The organism is Nonomuraea ceibae, from assembly GCF_019396325.1.
Taxonomy (GTDB): Bacteria; Actinomycetota; Actinomycetes; order Streptosporangiales; family Streptosporangiaceae; genus Nonomuraea; species Nonomuraea ceibae.
On sequence record NZ_JAHKRO010000073.1, the window covers coordinates 1 to 15,081 of the forward strand.

The 15,081-nt window shown below is 71.4% G+C and carries 14 protein-coding genes; 4 read left to right on the forward strand and 10 right to left on the reverse strand.

Annotated features, from left to right (window positions below; genetic code table 11):
• The coding region (locus KME80_RS33360; protein ID WP_308126026.1) for an AfsR/SARP family transcriptional regulator at positions 1–767 on the reverse strand (767 nt) is incomplete at its 3' end.
• Positions 768–926: 159 nt separating this feature from the next.
• On the opposite strand from KME80_RS33360, the gene KME80_RS33365 reads away from it, so the two are divergent.
• Complete coding sequence (locus KME80_RS33365; RefSeq protein ID WP_219510541.1) at positions 927–2,027, forward strand: winged helix DNA-binding domain-containing protein; 1,101 nt, start codon at positions 927–929, stop codon at positions 2,025–2,027.
• On the opposite strand, the gene KME80_RS33370 is transcribed toward KME80_RS33365, so the two are convergent.
• The 3 genes from KME80_RS33370 to KME80_RS33380 are packed head-to-tail and all read right to left on the reverse strand — an operon-like array spanning position 1,998 to position 4,921.
• Complete coding sequence (locus tag KME80_RS33370; RefSeq protein WP_219510542.1) at positions 1,998–2,810, reverse strand: carbohydrate ABC transporter permease; 813 nt, start codon at positions 2,808–2,810, stop codon at positions 1,998–2,000. The two genes, KME80_RS33365 and KME80_RS33370, sit on opposite strands and share 30 nt — an antisense overlap.
• Positions 2,811–3,683 (reverse strand): carbohydrate ABC transporter permease, encoded by an 873-nt coding sequence (locus KME80_RS33375; protein ID WP_219510543.1) that lies wholly within the window; start codon positions 3,681–3,683, stop codon positions 2,811–2,813. It lies immediately after the preceding gene.
• Positions 3,680–4,921, reverse strand: coding sequence for an extracellular solute-binding protein (locus KME80_RS33380; protein WP_308126027.1), 1,242 nt, complete (start codon positions 4,919–4,921; stop codon positions 3,680–3,682). The genes KME80_RS33375 and KME80_RS33380 overlap by 4 nt, the downstream gene beginning before the upstream one ends.
• 119 nt (positions 4,922–5,040) lie before the next feature.
• On the opposite strand from KME80_RS33380, the gene KME80_RS33385 reads away from it, so the two are divergent.
• Positions 5,041–5,802, forward strand: coding sequence for an IclR family transcriptional regulator (locus KME80_RS33385; RefSeq protein ID WP_308126028.1), 762 nt, complete (start codon positions 5,041–5,043; stop codon positions 5,800–5,802).
• A complete protein-coding gene (locus tag KME80_RS33390) occupies positions 5,799–6,752 on the forward strand; it encodes a sugar kinase (RefSeq protein ID WP_219510544.1) in 954 nt (317 codons plus the stop codon). Before KME80_RS33385 ends, KME80_RS33390 begins: the two co-directional genes overlap by 4 nt.
• Before the next feature lie 3 nt (positions 6,753–6,755).
• On the opposite strand, the gene KME80_RS33395 is transcribed toward KME80_RS33390, so the two are convergent.
• The 5 genes from KME80_RS33395 to KME80_RS33415 are packed head-to-tail and all read right to left on the reverse strand — an operon-like array spanning position 6,756 to position 13,162.
• Positions 6,756–7,664: a dihydrodipicolinate synthase family protein gene (locus tag KME80_RS33395; RefSeq protein WP_219510545.1), complete on the reverse strand. Its 909-nt coding sequence runs from the start codon at positions 7,662–7,664 to the stop codon at positions 6,756–6,758.
• Positions 7,661–8,650 (reverse strand): oligopeptide/dipeptide ABC transporter ATP-binding protein, encoded by a 990-nt coding sequence (locus KME80_RS33400; RefSeq protein WP_219510546.1) that lies wholly within the window; start codon positions 8,648–8,650, stop codon positions 7,661–7,663. The genes KME80_RS33395 and KME80_RS33400 overlap by 4 nt, the downstream gene beginning before the upstream one ends.
• The gene (locus KME80_RS33405) at positions 8,643–10,592 is read right to left on the reverse strand and encodes a dipeptide/oligopeptide/nickel ABC transporter permease/ATP-binding protein (RefSeq protein WP_219510547.1); all 1,950 of its coding nucleotides are present in this window, start codon (positions 10,590–10,592) and stop codon (positions 8,643–8,645) included. The genes KME80_RS33400 and KME80_RS33405 overlap by 8 nt, the downstream gene beginning before the upstream one ends.
• A complete protein-coding gene (locus KME80_RS33410) occupies positions 10,589–11,548 on the reverse strand; it encodes an ABC transporter permease (protein ID WP_219510548.1) in 960 nt (319 codons plus the stop codon). The genes KME80_RS33405 and KME80_RS33410 overlap by 4 nt, the downstream gene beginning before the upstream one ends.
• A gap of 6 nt (positions 11,549–11,554) precedes the next feature.
• The gene (locus KME80_RS33415) at positions 11,555–13,162 is read right to left on the reverse strand and encodes an ABC transporter substrate-binding protein (protein ID WP_219510549.1); all 1,608 of its coding nucleotides are present in this window, start codon (positions 13,160–13,162) and stop codon (positions 11,555–11,557) included.
• Between the two features lie 150 nt (positions 13,163–13,312).
• Between KME80_RS33415 and KME80_RS33420 the strand changes: the two genes are divergently transcribed.
• Positions 13,313–14,023 (forward strand): FadR/GntR family transcriptional regulator, encoded by a 711-nt coding sequence (locus KME80_RS33420; protein ID WP_219510550.1) that lies wholly within the window; start codon positions 13,313–13,315, stop codon positions 14,021–14,023.
• A gap of 37 nt (positions 14,024–14,060) precedes the next feature.
• Here KME80_RS33420 and KME80_RS33425 read toward each other — a convergent pair whose 3' ends face one another.
• Positions 14,061–15,074, reverse strand: a complete 1,014-nt coding sequence (locus KME80_RS33425) for a DUF2804 domain-containing protein (RefSeq protein ID WP_246646195.1) — start codon at positions 15,072–15,074, stop codon at positions 14,061–14,063.
• Positions 15,075–15,081 lie beyond the last annotated feature (7 nt).

Genomic DNA, 15,081 nt, shown 5'->3' on the forward strand with positions numbered 1-15,081 from the left:
GAGGGGCGGGCGGGAGGCGGGGCGGGGTCGCTGAGGTGGGGGGCTTGGGCGAGGATGTCCTGTTCGAGGCGCCGCAGTTCGGGCCCGGGGTCGACGCCGAGTTCGTCGGCCAGGACGGCGCGGGCGCGGCGGATCGCGCCGAGGGCGTCGCCCTGGCGGCCGCACCGGTAGAGGGCCCGGGCCAGCAGCGCCCAGGCGCCTTCGCGCAGCGGGTGCTCGCCGGCCAGCCGTTCCAGGTCGGGGATGACGCGGGCCGCCCCGCCGAGCCGGAGGACGGCGCCGGCGTGCCGTTCCCTGGCGGTCAGCCGCAGCTCCTCCAGCCGGGCGGCCTCCGCGTCGGCCCAGTGGGAGCCCGCGAACTCCTGGTAGGCGGGCCCGTGCCACAGGGCGAGCGCCTCGGCGAGCGGTTCTGGCCCGGCCTCCGGGTCGCCGACGAGGGCTTCGAACCGCCAGGCGTCGACCGCTTCGGCGGGGAGCCGCAGCGCGTAGCCGGGCGGCTGGGTGACGAGCACCTGGGCCGGGGAGCGGGGCGGGCGGCCGGGTTCGAGGGCCCGGCGCAGGTTGGACACGTACGACTGGACGGCGGCGAGCGCCCTGGGCGGCGCCTCCTCGGCGTAGAGGTCGTCGATGAGCCGTTCGACCGGCACCACCTGGCCGCCCGCCGCGAGCAGGCGGCCGAGCACCGAGCGCTGCCGGGGCCTGCCCAGCGCGACCGGCTCGCCGCCGAGGCGGGCGGCGAGCGGTCCCAGGACCTGGAATGTCAGCACCGGTCCTACTTTTCCAGGTTGCCGGGGAGCCTGGAAGCCGGTCGGGTTCGGGCGCATACTCCCGTTGGGGAGGGCAGACCACAGCCCGGCGTCTCCCGCCGGTTCCGCTGGGGCTATCGCGGCACGGGACCTGCCGCGATAGCCCCTACCGTGGTGCGCATGAACCCTCTCCTCACCAGCAGGGCGCTCAACCGGGCCACCCTCGACCGCCAGCTTCTCCTGTCCCGCGCCGAGCTGCCGGTGACGGACGTCGTGGAGCGGGTGGGCGGTTTGCAGGCGCAGACGCCGCACACCTGGTACACCGGCCTGTGGAACCGCATCGAGGGGTTCCGGGCGGCGGAGGCGTCGGCGTTGCTGGAGTCGCGCGCGCTGGTCCGGCTGGCGTTGCAGCGTTCGACGATCCACCTGGTGACGGCCCGCGACTGCCTGGCGATGCGGCCGCTGCTCCAGGTGGTGACCGAGCGGATGACCAGGTCGACGTTCGTCAGGAAGCTCGGCGACGTGGACCTGGCCGAGCTGGCCGCGTACGGGCGGGAGCTGGTGGAGGCGGAGCCGATGACGTTCGCGGCACTGGGCAGGGCGCTGGCGGAGCGGTGGCCGGGTGAGGATCCGCACGCGCTGAGCCAGGTGGTGCGCTGGCTGGTGCCGCTGGTGCAGGTGCCGCCGCGCGGCCTGTGGGGCAGGAGCGGCCCGATCGCGCACACGAGCGCGGAGTCGTGGCTCGGCTTCGATGCGCCGGCGATGACGCCCGCCGAGCTGGTCACGCGCTATCTGCGGGCGTTCGGCCCGGCGACGGTGATGGACGCGCAGACGTGGTCGGGCCTGACCCGGCTGGGCGAGGTGGTGGAGTCGATGGATCTCGTACGGTTCCGCGACGAGCAGGGCCGGACCCTGTACGACCTGCCGGACGCCGAACGCCCGTCGCCGGAGGTTCCGGCGCCGGTGCGGTTGATGTACGACTTCGACAACCTGTTCCTGTCGCATGCCGACCGGTCCCGGGTCATCACGGAGGCGGGGTTCGCCGCGCTGGGCGGTTTCATGGGCACGAACGTGATGCCCCGGGTCATCCTGGTCGACGGCGTCACCGCCGGGGACTGGACGGTGACCAGGGCCGGGAAGGTGTCCACGCTGGGTGTCCACCAGTGGACGCCGATCAAGGACCTGGACGCGGTGGCCGAGGAGGGGTTGCGGCTGCTGGAGTTCCTGGCCCCCGGCGACAAGCATGAAATCTCAGTCTTTGATGGCCCCTCCAAGTCCTGACACCAGCTTCCGCTGCACCCCCACGAAGAAGATCAGCACCGGGATCGTCATCAGCGTCGAGGCCGCCATGATCCCGCCCCAGTCGTTCTCGTCCGGCTTGAAGAAGACGAGCAGCGCGGCGGGCAGGGTCTGGCTGTCCTTGGCCGAGATGATGAACGTCCTGGCGAAGATGAAGTCGTTCCAGGCGGTGATGAAGGAGAACACGCTGGTCGCCACCAGCCCGGGCGCGACCAGCGGGAACAGCACCCGCCACAGGATCGTGGCGCGCCCGGCCCCGTCGATCATCGCCGCCTCCTCCAGCGCCTCCGGCACGGCGGCGACGAACCCGCGCATCATCCAGATCGCGAACGGCAGCGAGAACGCCAGGTGCACCAGCACCAGCGAGCCCAGCGTGTTGAGCAGCCCCAGGTCCCGCACGACGAAGAACAGCGGGATCGTCAGCGCCTCGACGGGCACCATCTGGGCGATCAGGAACATGATCAGCACCGTGGTCCGGAACCGGAAGTGGAACCGGGTCACGGCCACGGCCGCCAGGAACGCCACGAGCGCCGACAGCACGACGACCGAGAGCGCGACGATGGCGCTGTTGACGAAGTAGCGGCCGAACCCCTCCCCGGTGATCACCCGGGTGAAGTGCTCGAGGGTCGGGTTGAGCGTCCACGGCTTGACGTCGAGCGACTGGATCTCCCCGGCGGGCTTGAGCGCCGAGACGACCATCCAGTAGAGCGGGAACGCCGTCAGGAACGCCACGACCAGCGCCACGGTGTTGGCCACGTGTCGCATCTACAGCCTCTCCCCCGTGCGATAGAGCGCGCGGATGTAGAACAGGGTGATCACCAGCAGGATCAGCGTCATGATCACGCCGATCGCCGAGCCGAGCCCGTACTCCGACGACCCGAAGGCGGTCTGGTAGGCGTAGACGTTGAGCACCGAGTTCTGCCCGGCGATGCCGCCGCCGTTGGTCATCACGTAGATCTGAGTGAAGATCTTGAAGTCCCAGATGATCGACTGGATGACCACGATGGTGATGAGGGGCCGCAGCATCGGCACCATCACCCGCCAGAACGCGTGCCACGCCGAGGCCCCGTCGAGCGAGGCCGCCTCCAGCACCGAGCCGGGGATGGCCTGGATGCCCGCGTAGAGGGTCAGCATGACCAGCGGGAAGGAGTGCCACACGACGGTGGCGCCGACGACGCCGAACGTCACCCACTTGTCGTAGAACCAGTTGAACCCTTCGATGCCGAGCGTCTGGTTGACCAGCCCGAGGTCGGCGTCGAACAGGAACATCCACACCGTGGACCCGGTCATCGCCGGGGCCGCCCACGCCCCGAGCGCCGCCAGCGACAGCGCCGCCCGGGGGATCGGCGAGACGCGGGTGAGCAGCACGGCGAGCGCCGCGCCCACCGCCAGCGTGGCGACGACGAGCGCCGCGGCGAACCCCACGGTCTGCAGCAGCACCTGCCAGAACCGGGGGTCGCCGAGCACGTCCGCGTAGTTCCCGGCCCCGACGAACGTGGTCGGCTGCCCGCCGCTGACCTGGGCCTGGCGGTAGTCGAACACCGACAGCAGCCCCAGCATGTAGACGGGGTAGCCGAACAGCGGGACGAGCACCGCCGCGGCGGGCAGCAGGTAGAGCCAGGGCCGTGCGCGCCTCACGAGCGGCCGAACGCTGCCTTGACCGCGGTGGCGGCCTCGGTGGTCGCCTCGTCCACGCTGGACTGGCTTGTCGCGACCTTCTGCAGCATCGTCGGGATGACCTTGCCGTTGTCGATCTTCACCCAGGCCGGGTCGATGGGCACGAACTTCGTCCCCGCCGCGACCGTGTCCAGGAACGGCTTGAGGAACGGCTCCTTGCCCGCCACCTCGGTACGGGCCGAGGTCAGCGTCGGCAGGTTGCCCATCGCCTCGTACATCTTGACCTGGTACGCCTTGCCGCCCAGGAGCTTGACGAAGTCGACGGCCAGCGAGCGGTGCTTGGCGTTCTTGAGCACGCCGAGGTTGTTGCCGCCGGCGAACGCGGGCGCGAGCGAGCCCTTGTCGAAGCCGGGCAGCGGCACGACCGCGTACTTGCTGGCGGCGGCGCCCGCGTCGACGGCCGAGCGGTTGAAGTTGCCGAGGATGCCCATCGCGGCCTTGCCGCTGGCGAACAGCTCGACGGTCTTGCCGCCGGTGAGCGAGGCGCACGCCTGCGGCGGGCAGACGTCGTCGGACAGCAGGTCGGTGTACGCCTTGACGCCCTTGCGCGCTTCGGGGCCGTCGAGGCTGGTGATGTCGCCGCCCGCGGCCCACACGAACGGGAGGGCGCCGAAGGTGTACTCACCGCCGACCGCGATGCCGTACAGCTCGGGCTTCTTCTTGCGGACGGTGCGGGCGGCGGCCGTGAGCTCCTCGATGGAGGTGGGCGGCTGGAGGCCGAGCTCGCTGAAGACGTCGGTGCGGTAGTAGAGGGAGCGGATGCCGATGAACCACGGCAGCCCGTACTGCTTGCCGTCGACCGACGCCGACTGGAGCAGCTCGGCGGTCATGTCCTGGCCCTGCAGGTCGGCGGTCAGGTCGGTGAAGCCGCCGGCGGCGGCGTACTCGGCCAGGTCGGTGTTGCCGTACTCGGCCACGTCGGGCGCGCTGGCGGGGTCGTTGAAGGCGCCCTTGAACTTCTCGTGCCGGGCGGGCGTGGTGGGGATGTAGGTGATCTCGACCTGGACGCCGTCATGGGCGGCGGTGAACTCCTTGACCGCCTCCTGGACGACCTTGTCCTTGGGGGCGCGGTTCGGCTCGTCGAACAGCCACACGCGCAGGGTTCCGGTCTTCTCGTCGCCGCCGCCGGTCGCCGGCGCCGTGGACGGCGCGCAGGCCGTCAGCACCACGAGGGCGGCAGCACAGTAAAGAAACCTCACTATTACCTCCTCGCCGTGACAGTAGGAAGGCGGCGGGTAGCTGGGAAGTGACTGTCGGAGTTGTTCTGCATTGCACAACGCTGTGTTGCAAAACCGAAACCTGTCGTAGGCTGGCGCGTGTGCCCGAACGCAACCAGTCCGCCTCGCTCAGACGCGCCCTGGTGGTGCTGGAGCACGTGCGTGACCACAGCGGGCTCACGCTGACCCAGCTCGCCGAGGCCGTCGGCCTGCCCAAGAGCACCGTGCTGCGGCTGGCCGCGCCGCTCGTCGACGCCCGCCTGCTGGAGCGCGACAGGAAGACCGGCGCCTACCGGCTCGGCCACGGCTCACTCCGGCTCGGCCAGTCCTACCTGTCGTCGCTCGACCTGCGCGCCGTCGCCGCCGAGGAATCCCACCGGCTCATGAGCGAGGTGCGCGAGACCGTCCACCTGGTCGTCTACGACCCGCCGCACGTCGTCTACATCGACAAGGTGGAGAACCAGGCCAACGTCCGCATGGCCTCCCGCATCGGCAGCCGCGGCCCGCTCCACTCCACCGCCGTCGGCAAGGCGATCCTGGCCTGGCAGCCCGAGGAGACCGTCGAGGAGGTCGTCGCCGCCGGCCTGCCCGAGGCCACCCCGCACACGATCACCGACCCGGCCCGGCTGCGCGCCGAGCTGGCGAACGTGCGCAGGCGCGGTTACTCCGTCGACGATCGGGAGAACGAACCAGAGGTGCGCTGCGTCGGCGCGCCGATCTTCAACCACCACGACGCCGTCACCGCCGCCATCTCCGTCTCCGGCCTCACCTCGCGGATCACCGCCGCGCGGGTGCGCGAGCTGGGGCCGCTGGTGGCGGGGGCGGCGGCGCGCATCTCGAGAAAGCTGGGCTCCACGCGATGACCGGACTGGTGACCTTCGGCGAGACCATGGCGCTGTTCGCGGCCCGCCGCACGGGGCCGCTGCGCTTCGCCCGGGACTTCGACCTGGGACTGGGCGGGGCGGAGTCCAACGTGGCGATCGGCGTGGCGCGGCTGGGCCATCCGGCCTGCTGGATCGGGCGCGTCGGCGCCGACGAGTTCGGCGACCTGATCCGCTCGACGCTGGCCGGTGAGGGCGTCGACGTGCGCGCCGTCCCCGACCCCGGCGCGCCGACCGGGTTGATGATCAAGGGCAGGCGCACGGCCGACCACATCGACGTCAGCTACTACCGGACCGGCAGCGCCGGGTCCCGCCTCTCCCCCGACGACCTCGACCCGTCGCTCGTCCGGGCCGCCCGGGTGCTGCACGTCTCCGCGATCACCCCCGCCCTGTCCGCGACCGCCCGCGAGGCCGTACGCCATGCCGTCAAGCTGGCGCGGGACGCCGGGGTGACGGTGTCGCTGGACGTCAACTACCGCCGCGCGCTGTGGACCCCGCAGGAGGCAGGCGCCTGGCTGCGCGAGACCGTCGGCGACGTGGACGTGCTGTTCGCCACCGAGGCCGAGGGCCGCCTCGTCACCGGCCCCGACACGGCGGGCGGCCCCGAGGAGCTCGCCTGGGCGCTGGCCGCGCTCGGCCCCGCGCACGTGCTCGTCAAGCTCGGCGCGCGCGGGGCGCTGGAGCTGTCCGGCGGCGTGCTGCGCCGGGCCGAGCCGTACCGGGTCACCGAGGTCGACCCGGTCGGCGCCGGCGACGGGTTCGCCGCCGGATGGCTGGCGGGACTGCTCGACGACGCCCCGCCGGACCGGCGGCTCGACATGGCGTGCGCCGCCGGCGCGTTCGCCGTCACCTCGCAGGGCGACTGGGAGAGCCTGCCCCGCCGCGACGACCTGCGCCTGCTGACCGGGCAGGGCGACGGCGTCAGCAGATAGCCCCTACAGCAGACCGGCCGCCGCCAGGTGCTTGCCGATCCGGCCGGTCTCGTCCTCGTTCAGCGGCACCTGCGGGACCGCCGTGGCCGGGTGGTCGATGATGCCGCGCAGGTGCAGGGCCGCCTTGAACGCGCCCAGCCCCGCCGAGCTGCCGCCCATCCGCGAGCCGCCCACCTGGACGATCTCGAACAGCCTGACCAGGCGCTCCTGCTCCCGCCTGGCCGCCTCCCAGTCGCCCTGCCCGGCCGCGCGGACCAGGTTCACGTAGCCGTGCGGGTCCACGTTGCCCAGGCCCGGCACCACGCCGTCGGCGCCCATCCACAGCGCGCTGTCCACGGTCAGCTCCGACCCGGTGAGCACGCTGAACGGCGGCCGCCTGCCGAGGATCAGCCGCCGCAGCCCGCCGTCGTCGCCGCTGGAGTCCTTCACCCCGGCCAGCGACCCGTCGGCGGCCAGCTCCAGCAGCAGCTCGGCGCTCAGCTTGGTGTGCACCGACACGGGCAGGTCGTAGGCGTACACCGGCAGCCCGCCGCGTGCCGCGAGCGTGCGGAAGTGCGTGGCGATCTCCACCGGATGGGTGCGCGTGTAGAACGGCGCCGTCGCCACCAGCCCGGACGCCCCGGCCGCCGCCGCGACGGCGGCGTGCTCCAGCACCCGGGGCGTGGTCATGTCGATCACCCCGGCCAGCACCGGCACCTGGCCGCCCACGTGCCCGATCACCGTGTCGAGCACCACCCGGCGCTGCGCGTCGGTCAGGTAGGCCACCTCGGAGGACGACCCCAGCACGAACAGCGCGTCCACGCCGCCCTCCAGCAGATGGTCCACCAGCCGCGTCAGCGACCGGGCGTCCACCTCACCCCCAGGGGTCAACGGTGTGCAAACCGGGGGAATCACTCCGGTGAGGGGGGTCATACACGCTCCTGAATCAGTTCGAGGTCGGTGGCGCCGGCCGCCACCGGGTGGTGGCAGTGGTAGAGGTGGTCGGCGTCGGTGACGGCGGCCGGCCAGGCGGCCGCGCACGCGTCGTCGGCCCGCCAGCAGCGGGTCCGGAACGGGCAGCCGCTCGGCGGCCTGGTCGCCGACGGCACCGCGCCGACCAGCGGGATCGGGTTGATCGGTGAGATCAGGCCCGGCGTGGCCGAGAACAGGGCCCGGGTGTACGGGTGCCGCGCGCCGAGCGGGAGCGCCTCGGCGGGCGTCTGCTCGACGATGCGGCCCAGGTACATGGTGACGACGCGGTCGCTCATCCGGCGGACCGTCTGGATGTCGTGCGAGACGAACACCAGGGCCAGCCCCAGCCGCTCCTTCAGGTCGAGCAGCAGGTTGAGGATCTGCGCCCGCACCGACACGTCGAGCGCGCTGGTCGGCTCGTCGGCGACGATCAGCTCCGGCTCCAGGGCGAGCGCGCGGGCGACGGCCACCCGCTGCCGCTGCCCGCCGGAGAGCTGGCTGGGCAGCGCGTCGGCGGCGCCTGAGGGCAGCCCGACGAGCTGCAGCAGCTCGCGCACGCGGGCGTCACGCTGGGCCGGAGTGCCGCGCCGGTGCACGTTGAGCGGGTCGCGCAGCACCTGGCGGACCGGCAGCCGCCGGTTCAGCGCGGTGGACGGGTCCTGGAAGACCATGCCGACGCCGGTGCCGATGAGCGAGCGGCGTTCGGACTCCTTCAGCCCCCACAGGTCGCGGCCCCGGAACGACACCGTCCCGGAGGTCGGCCGTTGCAGCCCGACCAGCACCTTGGCCAGCGTGGACTTGCCGCAGCCGGACTCGCCCACGACGCCGACGGTCTCGCCCGCGCCGACCACGAGGTCCGCGCCGGTGAGGGCGTGGACCCGGTCGCGCGAGAACAGGCCGCCCGAGCGCGCCTTGTGCACGACGTGCACGTCCTTCAGCTCAAGCATGCTGCTCGCTCCCCTGCTGGCTTCCGGTGAGGACCACGGCCGGGTGATGGCAGGCCACCGTGTGCCTGCGGTCGTCGCCCGTCAGCACGGGCGCGTCCGTACGGCACACCTCGGAGGCCATCGGGCACCGGTCGGCGAACCGGCAGCCCGCCGGGAAGTCGGCGGGCGAGGGCACCACGCCGCGGATCTGCGTGAGCCGTTCGGCCCCCGACTCCAGCGACAGCACCGAGCCGAGGAGTCCGCGGGCGTAGTGGTGGGCCGGCGCTCCGACGAGTTCGGCGGTGACGCCGGTCTCCACGATCTGGCCGCCGTACATGACGACCACCCGGTCGGTGACGTCGGCGACCAGCGCCAGGTCGTGGGAGACGAGGATGAGCGCGAACCCGAGCTCCTCGCGCAGCTTCAGCAGCAGCTCGATGACCTGCGCCTGGACGGTCACGTCGAGCGCGGTGGTGGGCTCGTCGGCGACGATCAGCTTGGGCTCGCGCGACAGCGCCATCGCGATCAGCACCCGCTGCCGCTGCCCGCCGGACAGCTCGTGCGGGTAGGACGTCAGCGTGCGGCGCGCGTCCAGGCCGACGAGTTCCAGCAGCTCGGCGGGGGTGCGCCGGCCGCCGCGCCGGCAGACCTGCTTGAGCTGGGCCTTGATGGTCATGGCCGGGTTCAGCGAGGAGAGCGCGTCCTGGTAGATCATCGCCATGTCGTGGCCGAGCAGCTTCCTGCGCGCCTTGCGCGGCATCGTCAGCAGGTGCTGCCCGTCGAAGACGATCTCGCCGCTGACGCGGGCGTTCGCCGGTTGCAGGCCCATGACGGTCAGCGCCGTCAGCGACTTGCCGCAGCCCGACTCGCCGACCAGGCCCAGGACCTCGCCGGGCCGCACATCGAAGGAGATGCCGTCGACGATGTCCACCCCGGCGTCGAAGCCGATGCGCAGGTCGGTGACCGACAGGATCGGCGGGCCGGCCGGCAGCGGGCGGGCCCGTTCGGCGAGCCGGCGCGCGGCCTCGGCCAGGCCGGGCAGTTCGACGATCTCGCCGGAGCCGGGCCGGGCCTGCTCGAAGGCGTCGTCGTCCTTGCGGACGGCGCTCTTGCGGGCGGCCGGGGCGGCCCAGGCGTCGGAGATGCCTTCGGACAGGATGTTCAGCGCCAGCACGGTGATCAGGATGAGCAGGCCGGGGAAGACCGTGGCCCACCAGCCGCCGAGCAGCACCAGGTTCTTGCCGTCGGCGATGACGCTGCCCCACGACGGGTCGGGCGGGCGCACGCCGGCGCCGATGAACGACAGCGACGCCTCGAACACGATCGCGTCGGCCACCATCACCGTGCAGAAGACCAGTACCGGGGCGGCGCAGTTGATCGCGACGTGCTTGATGATGATGTGCGGGGTGCGCGCGCCGATGATGCGTTCGGCGGCGACGTAGTCCTCGCCGTACTGGGCCAGCACGTTGGCGCGCACGACCCGGGCCACGGACGGCATGTAGAGGAACGCCATGGCCATGACCAGCACCGGGATGCTGCCGCCGAACACCGCCACCAGCACCGCGGCCAGCGCGATGCCGGGGAAGGCCATGATGACGTCGAGCAGCCGCATGATGGTCTCGTCGACGGCCCGGCGGGAGGTGGCCGCGACCGCGCCGATCACGGCCCCGGCGACCAGCGCCAGGCCGGTCGCGCCCAGGCCGATGATCAGCGACCAGCGGGCCCCGTACAGCAGTCTGGACAGGATGTCGCGGTTGGCGCTGTCGAGCCCCATCCAGTGCTCGGCCGACGGGCCGCCGCCGGTGGTGGCCTGGAAGTACGGCGAGTACGGGGCGAGAAGCGGCGCGAACAGCGCCGCCAGCACGACGACGACCACGATGCCGACGGCCAGCCACGACAGCGGCGGCAGCCTCCTGAATCCCACGCCCGGCCTCGACAGGCGTTCCGCCAGTCCTCGTCTCATGCGGCACTCCTGAGCCGGGGGTTGACCAGCAGGTAGAGGACGTCGACCACGAGGTTGACGACCATGAAGCCGACCGCGATGGTCAGCACCACGCCCTGCACCACGGCGGGGTCGCCGTCACGCACCGCGTTGATCATGAGCTGGCCCATGCCGGGCAGCCCGTAGATCGTCTCGATGACGACGGTGCCGCCGATCAGGTAGCCGATGCGCAGGCCGAGCACGGTCAGCGGGTTGATGAGCGCGTTGCGCAGCACGTTGCGGCCGACGACGACGATCGGCGGCAGGCCGCTGCCGATCGCGGTGCGGACGTAGTCGCGGTCCAGCTCCTCCACCATCGAGGTGCGGATGATGCGGATGAGCTGGGCGGCGATCGGCAGCGACAGTGACAGGGCGGGCAGCGTCATCGAGCGCAGCCAGCCGCCGAAGGAGTCGGCCGGGTTGATGTAGCCGCCTGTCGGGAACAGGCCCTCGCCCACCGCCAGCCACTGGATCATGAGCAGCGCCAGCCAGAACGACGGGGCCGCCACGCCGACCAGCGACACCATGCGGATCACCTGGTCCGGCCAGCGGTCGCGGAACAGCGCGCCGGCGACGCCGAACACCAGCGACAGCACGATCCCGACCGCCAGGCCCAGGAACGTGAGCTGGAGCGTCAGCGGCAGCGCCGTGGCGATCGACTCGATCACCGGCTTCTTGGTGAGCACGCTGGTGCCCATGTCCCCTTGCAGCAGGTCGCCGACGAATCGGACGTATCGCAGCGGCAGCGGGTCCAGCAGGCCGTTCTCCAGCTGGAACTGGCGGATCTGCTCGGCGGTCGGGTTCGCGCCCTGGAAGTAGGCGTACTCCGGCTTGCTGTTGGAGAAGCGCATCACGATGAACACGAACGCGACGACGCCGAGCACCAGCGGGACCAGGATCAGCACCCGCCGCGCGAGCATTCTGGCGATCAGGATCATGGCGGCTCAGGTGCGCTTGGCCTGGAGCAGGTTGATGCCGGGGTATGCCTGCGCCCGGACGCCGGAGACCTTCTTGGGGTCCCAGGCGGTCATCAGCTCGGTGTGGACGACGGGGTAGAGGACGGCCTGCTCGGCGATGACGTCCAGATATTTCTGGACCTTGGCGGCCTTGGCTGCCTTGTCCGGCTCCTTGGTGGCCTCGTCCATCATCGCGAACAGGGCCTTGGCGTCCTTGCTGCCGTCGAAGTGGGCGTACTTCATCCACAGCCCGCCCTCGACGAAGTTGTAACGCAGGATCAGGTCGGCGTCCATGCCGAACTGGTTGGGGTTGGAGGCCGCCGCGACCACCTGGTAGTCCTGGAACTGGTCCATCTTGGTGAACAGCGCCGCCGTGTCCTGCGGCTCCAGCGTCGTCTTGACGCCGATCGCCTCCCACGAGGCGGCGATGGTCGGCAGGCAGTCGGCGATCCAGCTCACGTTGACGGCCATGAGGTTGACCGTCAGGTTGCTGACCCCGGCCTCCTTCAGCAGCGCCTTGGCCTTGTCCGGGTCGTAGTCGTAGACGACCGCGGCCCGCTTGTGGTCGGGGTGCCCCTCGTTGAGGAAGGAGCTGGAGGCGGTGCCGTGGCCCTTGAGCGCCACGTCGATCATCTTCTTCTTGTCGATCGCGTAGTGCAGCGCCTGCCGTACGCGCACGTCGTCGAACGGCTTGGTGCCCGTGTTGAACATCAGGAACATGTGGTTCATGCCCGCGCCGCCCTCGACCGTCAGCCCCTGCTGCTTGAGCTGGTCGACGTTGGCGTACGGGATGTTGTCGGCGATCTGCGCCTCCGCCGATCCGCCGGAGATCTTCGCGACCCGGGCGGCCGCGTCGACGATCGTCAGCCAGTTCATCTGCTTGACCGTCGCGGGCCGGGGCCCGTTATAGCCGTCGAACGCCTCGAACGAGGTGTTGGACTTGGGGTTGTGCGCGGTCATCCGGTACGGGCCCGAGCCGACGGCCTTGCCGCTCTTGGCCTGGTCCCACGCTCCCGGCTGGGAGAAGACGTGCTTCGGCATGATCTTGGCGATGGTGAGCCGGGGCGCCGCGTCCGGGAAGGCGAACTTGAAGACGAGCTCCACCGTGCGGTCGTCGACCTTCTTGACCTCCTCCAGCCAGGAGCGGAAGAAGTTGCCGACGAGCACGTTGGCCTCGGGGTCGAGCACCCGCTCGAAGGTGAACACCACGTCGTCGGCGGTGACCGGCTGCCCGTCGTGCCACTTGGCGCCCTCGCGCAGCGTGAACTTCCACGTGGTGGCGTTCAGGTCGTCGGGCAGCGCCGTGGCCAGCGCCGGGTACGGCTCGCGGGTGATGGGGTCGGTGTCGAGCAGGCCCTCGTAGATGTGGGTGATGCCGGCCATGGCGAAGGCCGAGGCGGTCTGCGTCGGGTCCCAGCTCTGGTCGTTGCCGTAGCCGATGACGGCGGTGATCAGGTCTTTGTTGGATCCCGCGCCGACCGAGCCGGTCGAAGCCGGGCCTCCGCTGCAGGCGGCCAGAGTGGACGCGATGATCGCGGCCGCCCCTGTCGCTCCGCTGTAACGCAAGAAGTCGCGGCGGCTGAACTCAGGGCTCACGGATGCCTCCCGGGGGGTAGCCCAACGTAGAACGTGGGACATCCCATGTCCTATCTTTTGCGTAAGGTGGACGCTAGATGCGAGGCCTGGTTGCGGTCAACAGGAGGTTTCCGGAATGTTACGCACCAGTCCGCAGAGAAGGGATCTTTCATGACCACTGCCCCGCGCTCACGGCTCAGCCGTGCCGTCGAGGCCCAGGAGGGCGTCAAGGAGCTCATCCTCAAGCGCGGGCTCAAGGCGGGCGACCCCCTGCCCACCGAATCCGAGCTGATGGAAGAACTGCGCATCAGCCGCAACTCGGTCAGGGAAGCGCTGAAGGCCCTGCAAGCCGTCGGCATCGTCGACATCCGCCACGGCTTCGGCATGTTCGTCGGCCGCATGTCGCTCGCCGGGTTAGTCGACGAGCTGACCTTCCACAGCCGCATCACGCTCCAGAACGGCCGCAACGCCCTGGCCAACCTCATCGAGATCCGCGAGATCCTCGAAGTCGGCCTGGTCCAGCGGCTCATCGACCTGGGCGACGCCGCCGACCTCACCGCCGTCGCCGACGTCATGGCCCGCATGGAGGCCGAGGCGCTGGTGGACGACATCTCCCCCGAGACCGACCGGCTCTTCCACGACCTGCTCTACCGGCCGCTCGGCAACCCCGTCGTCAGCCAGCTCCTCGGCGCGTTCTGGGACGTCTACCACCAGTTGCGCGACCATCTCGGCGCCCCGGACGAGTCCCCCGCCGACGTCGCCCGCCGCCACCGCGACATCTACGTGGCGGTCCAGGCGGCCGACAAGCCGGCGGCGGTCACGGCCGTCATCGCCCACTTCGACGGCGTCCGCAACCGCCTGGCCCGCCTCACCCTCACCTGACCCCCCGCCCACGGCCTCCCCTCGGCCGGGGGTGTCGTCACCAGCGGCGGTAGACCTCTTCGGCCCATCCGTACAGGCCGGAGATCTCCACGACCTCGCCGTCGTCGGCCACCACCGTGCCCCGGTAGTGGCCGAACGCCTGGGCCTCCCGGGTGCGCATGTAGAGGGCGCGCTTGATGTCGGCCTCGCGGACGTGCTCGGGGACGAACTCCAGGTCCACCCGGTCACCGGTGATGCGCCACGGCGCGTTCCAGTCGGTGGTGTCGTAGCGCCAGACCAGCTCCTCGCTGATCTTGTGCACCCGGCCGTCGAGGATGAGCGCGTTCTCGACGCTGCCGGTGCCGTCGGTCCACTTGCCGCCGAGCTGCACGGCCACGTCCCGGCCTCCGGGGCGGCCCGAGGCGGCGCCCCAGTTCCACAGGATCTCGCCGGGCCAGCGGCCCCGGCCGAGGTCGAGCGTGGCCAGCGCGTCGCCGGCGGCGAAGGCGTACGTCCTGCCGTTGACGCGCACGGTGCCCTCGGCGGGGCGGCCCACGTCCTTGACCGTGTACTGGAAGCGGCGGGTGCTCCACGGCACCACCAGCGACAGGCTCTCGCGGCCCGGCACCCGGTGCACGAGCAGGTCGGCCTCCATCTCGGCGGACTTCAGCCGCAGCCGGGTGCCGTCGGCGGTCTCGTCCACGCTGATCCGCACCGGACCCGCGCCGATGCGGACGCTGCCCTCGCCGCTGCGCGCGGAGAACGACACGCCCCGGGCCGGGACGAGCAGGCCCTTGCTGGTCACCTGCTCGCCGGTGCGGCGGTCCAGGAAGAACGCCGACTCGCCCGCCAGGTAGTCGAGGCTGCTGGCGCTGAACGCGAACACCTGGCCGGGACTGGTCACGCACCAGTAGTCCCAGCGCATGGTGCGGCCCCAGCCTCGGATGTTGGCGCGGTGCAGCGGGGTGCGGCTCCAGCCGACGGCGGCGGGGTTGAGCCGCCCGTCGGGCAGGCACAGGTCGACCCGGCTGGTGATCTCGCGCTCGGCGACCGCGCGCGGGCTCGTGTTCATCGTGCTC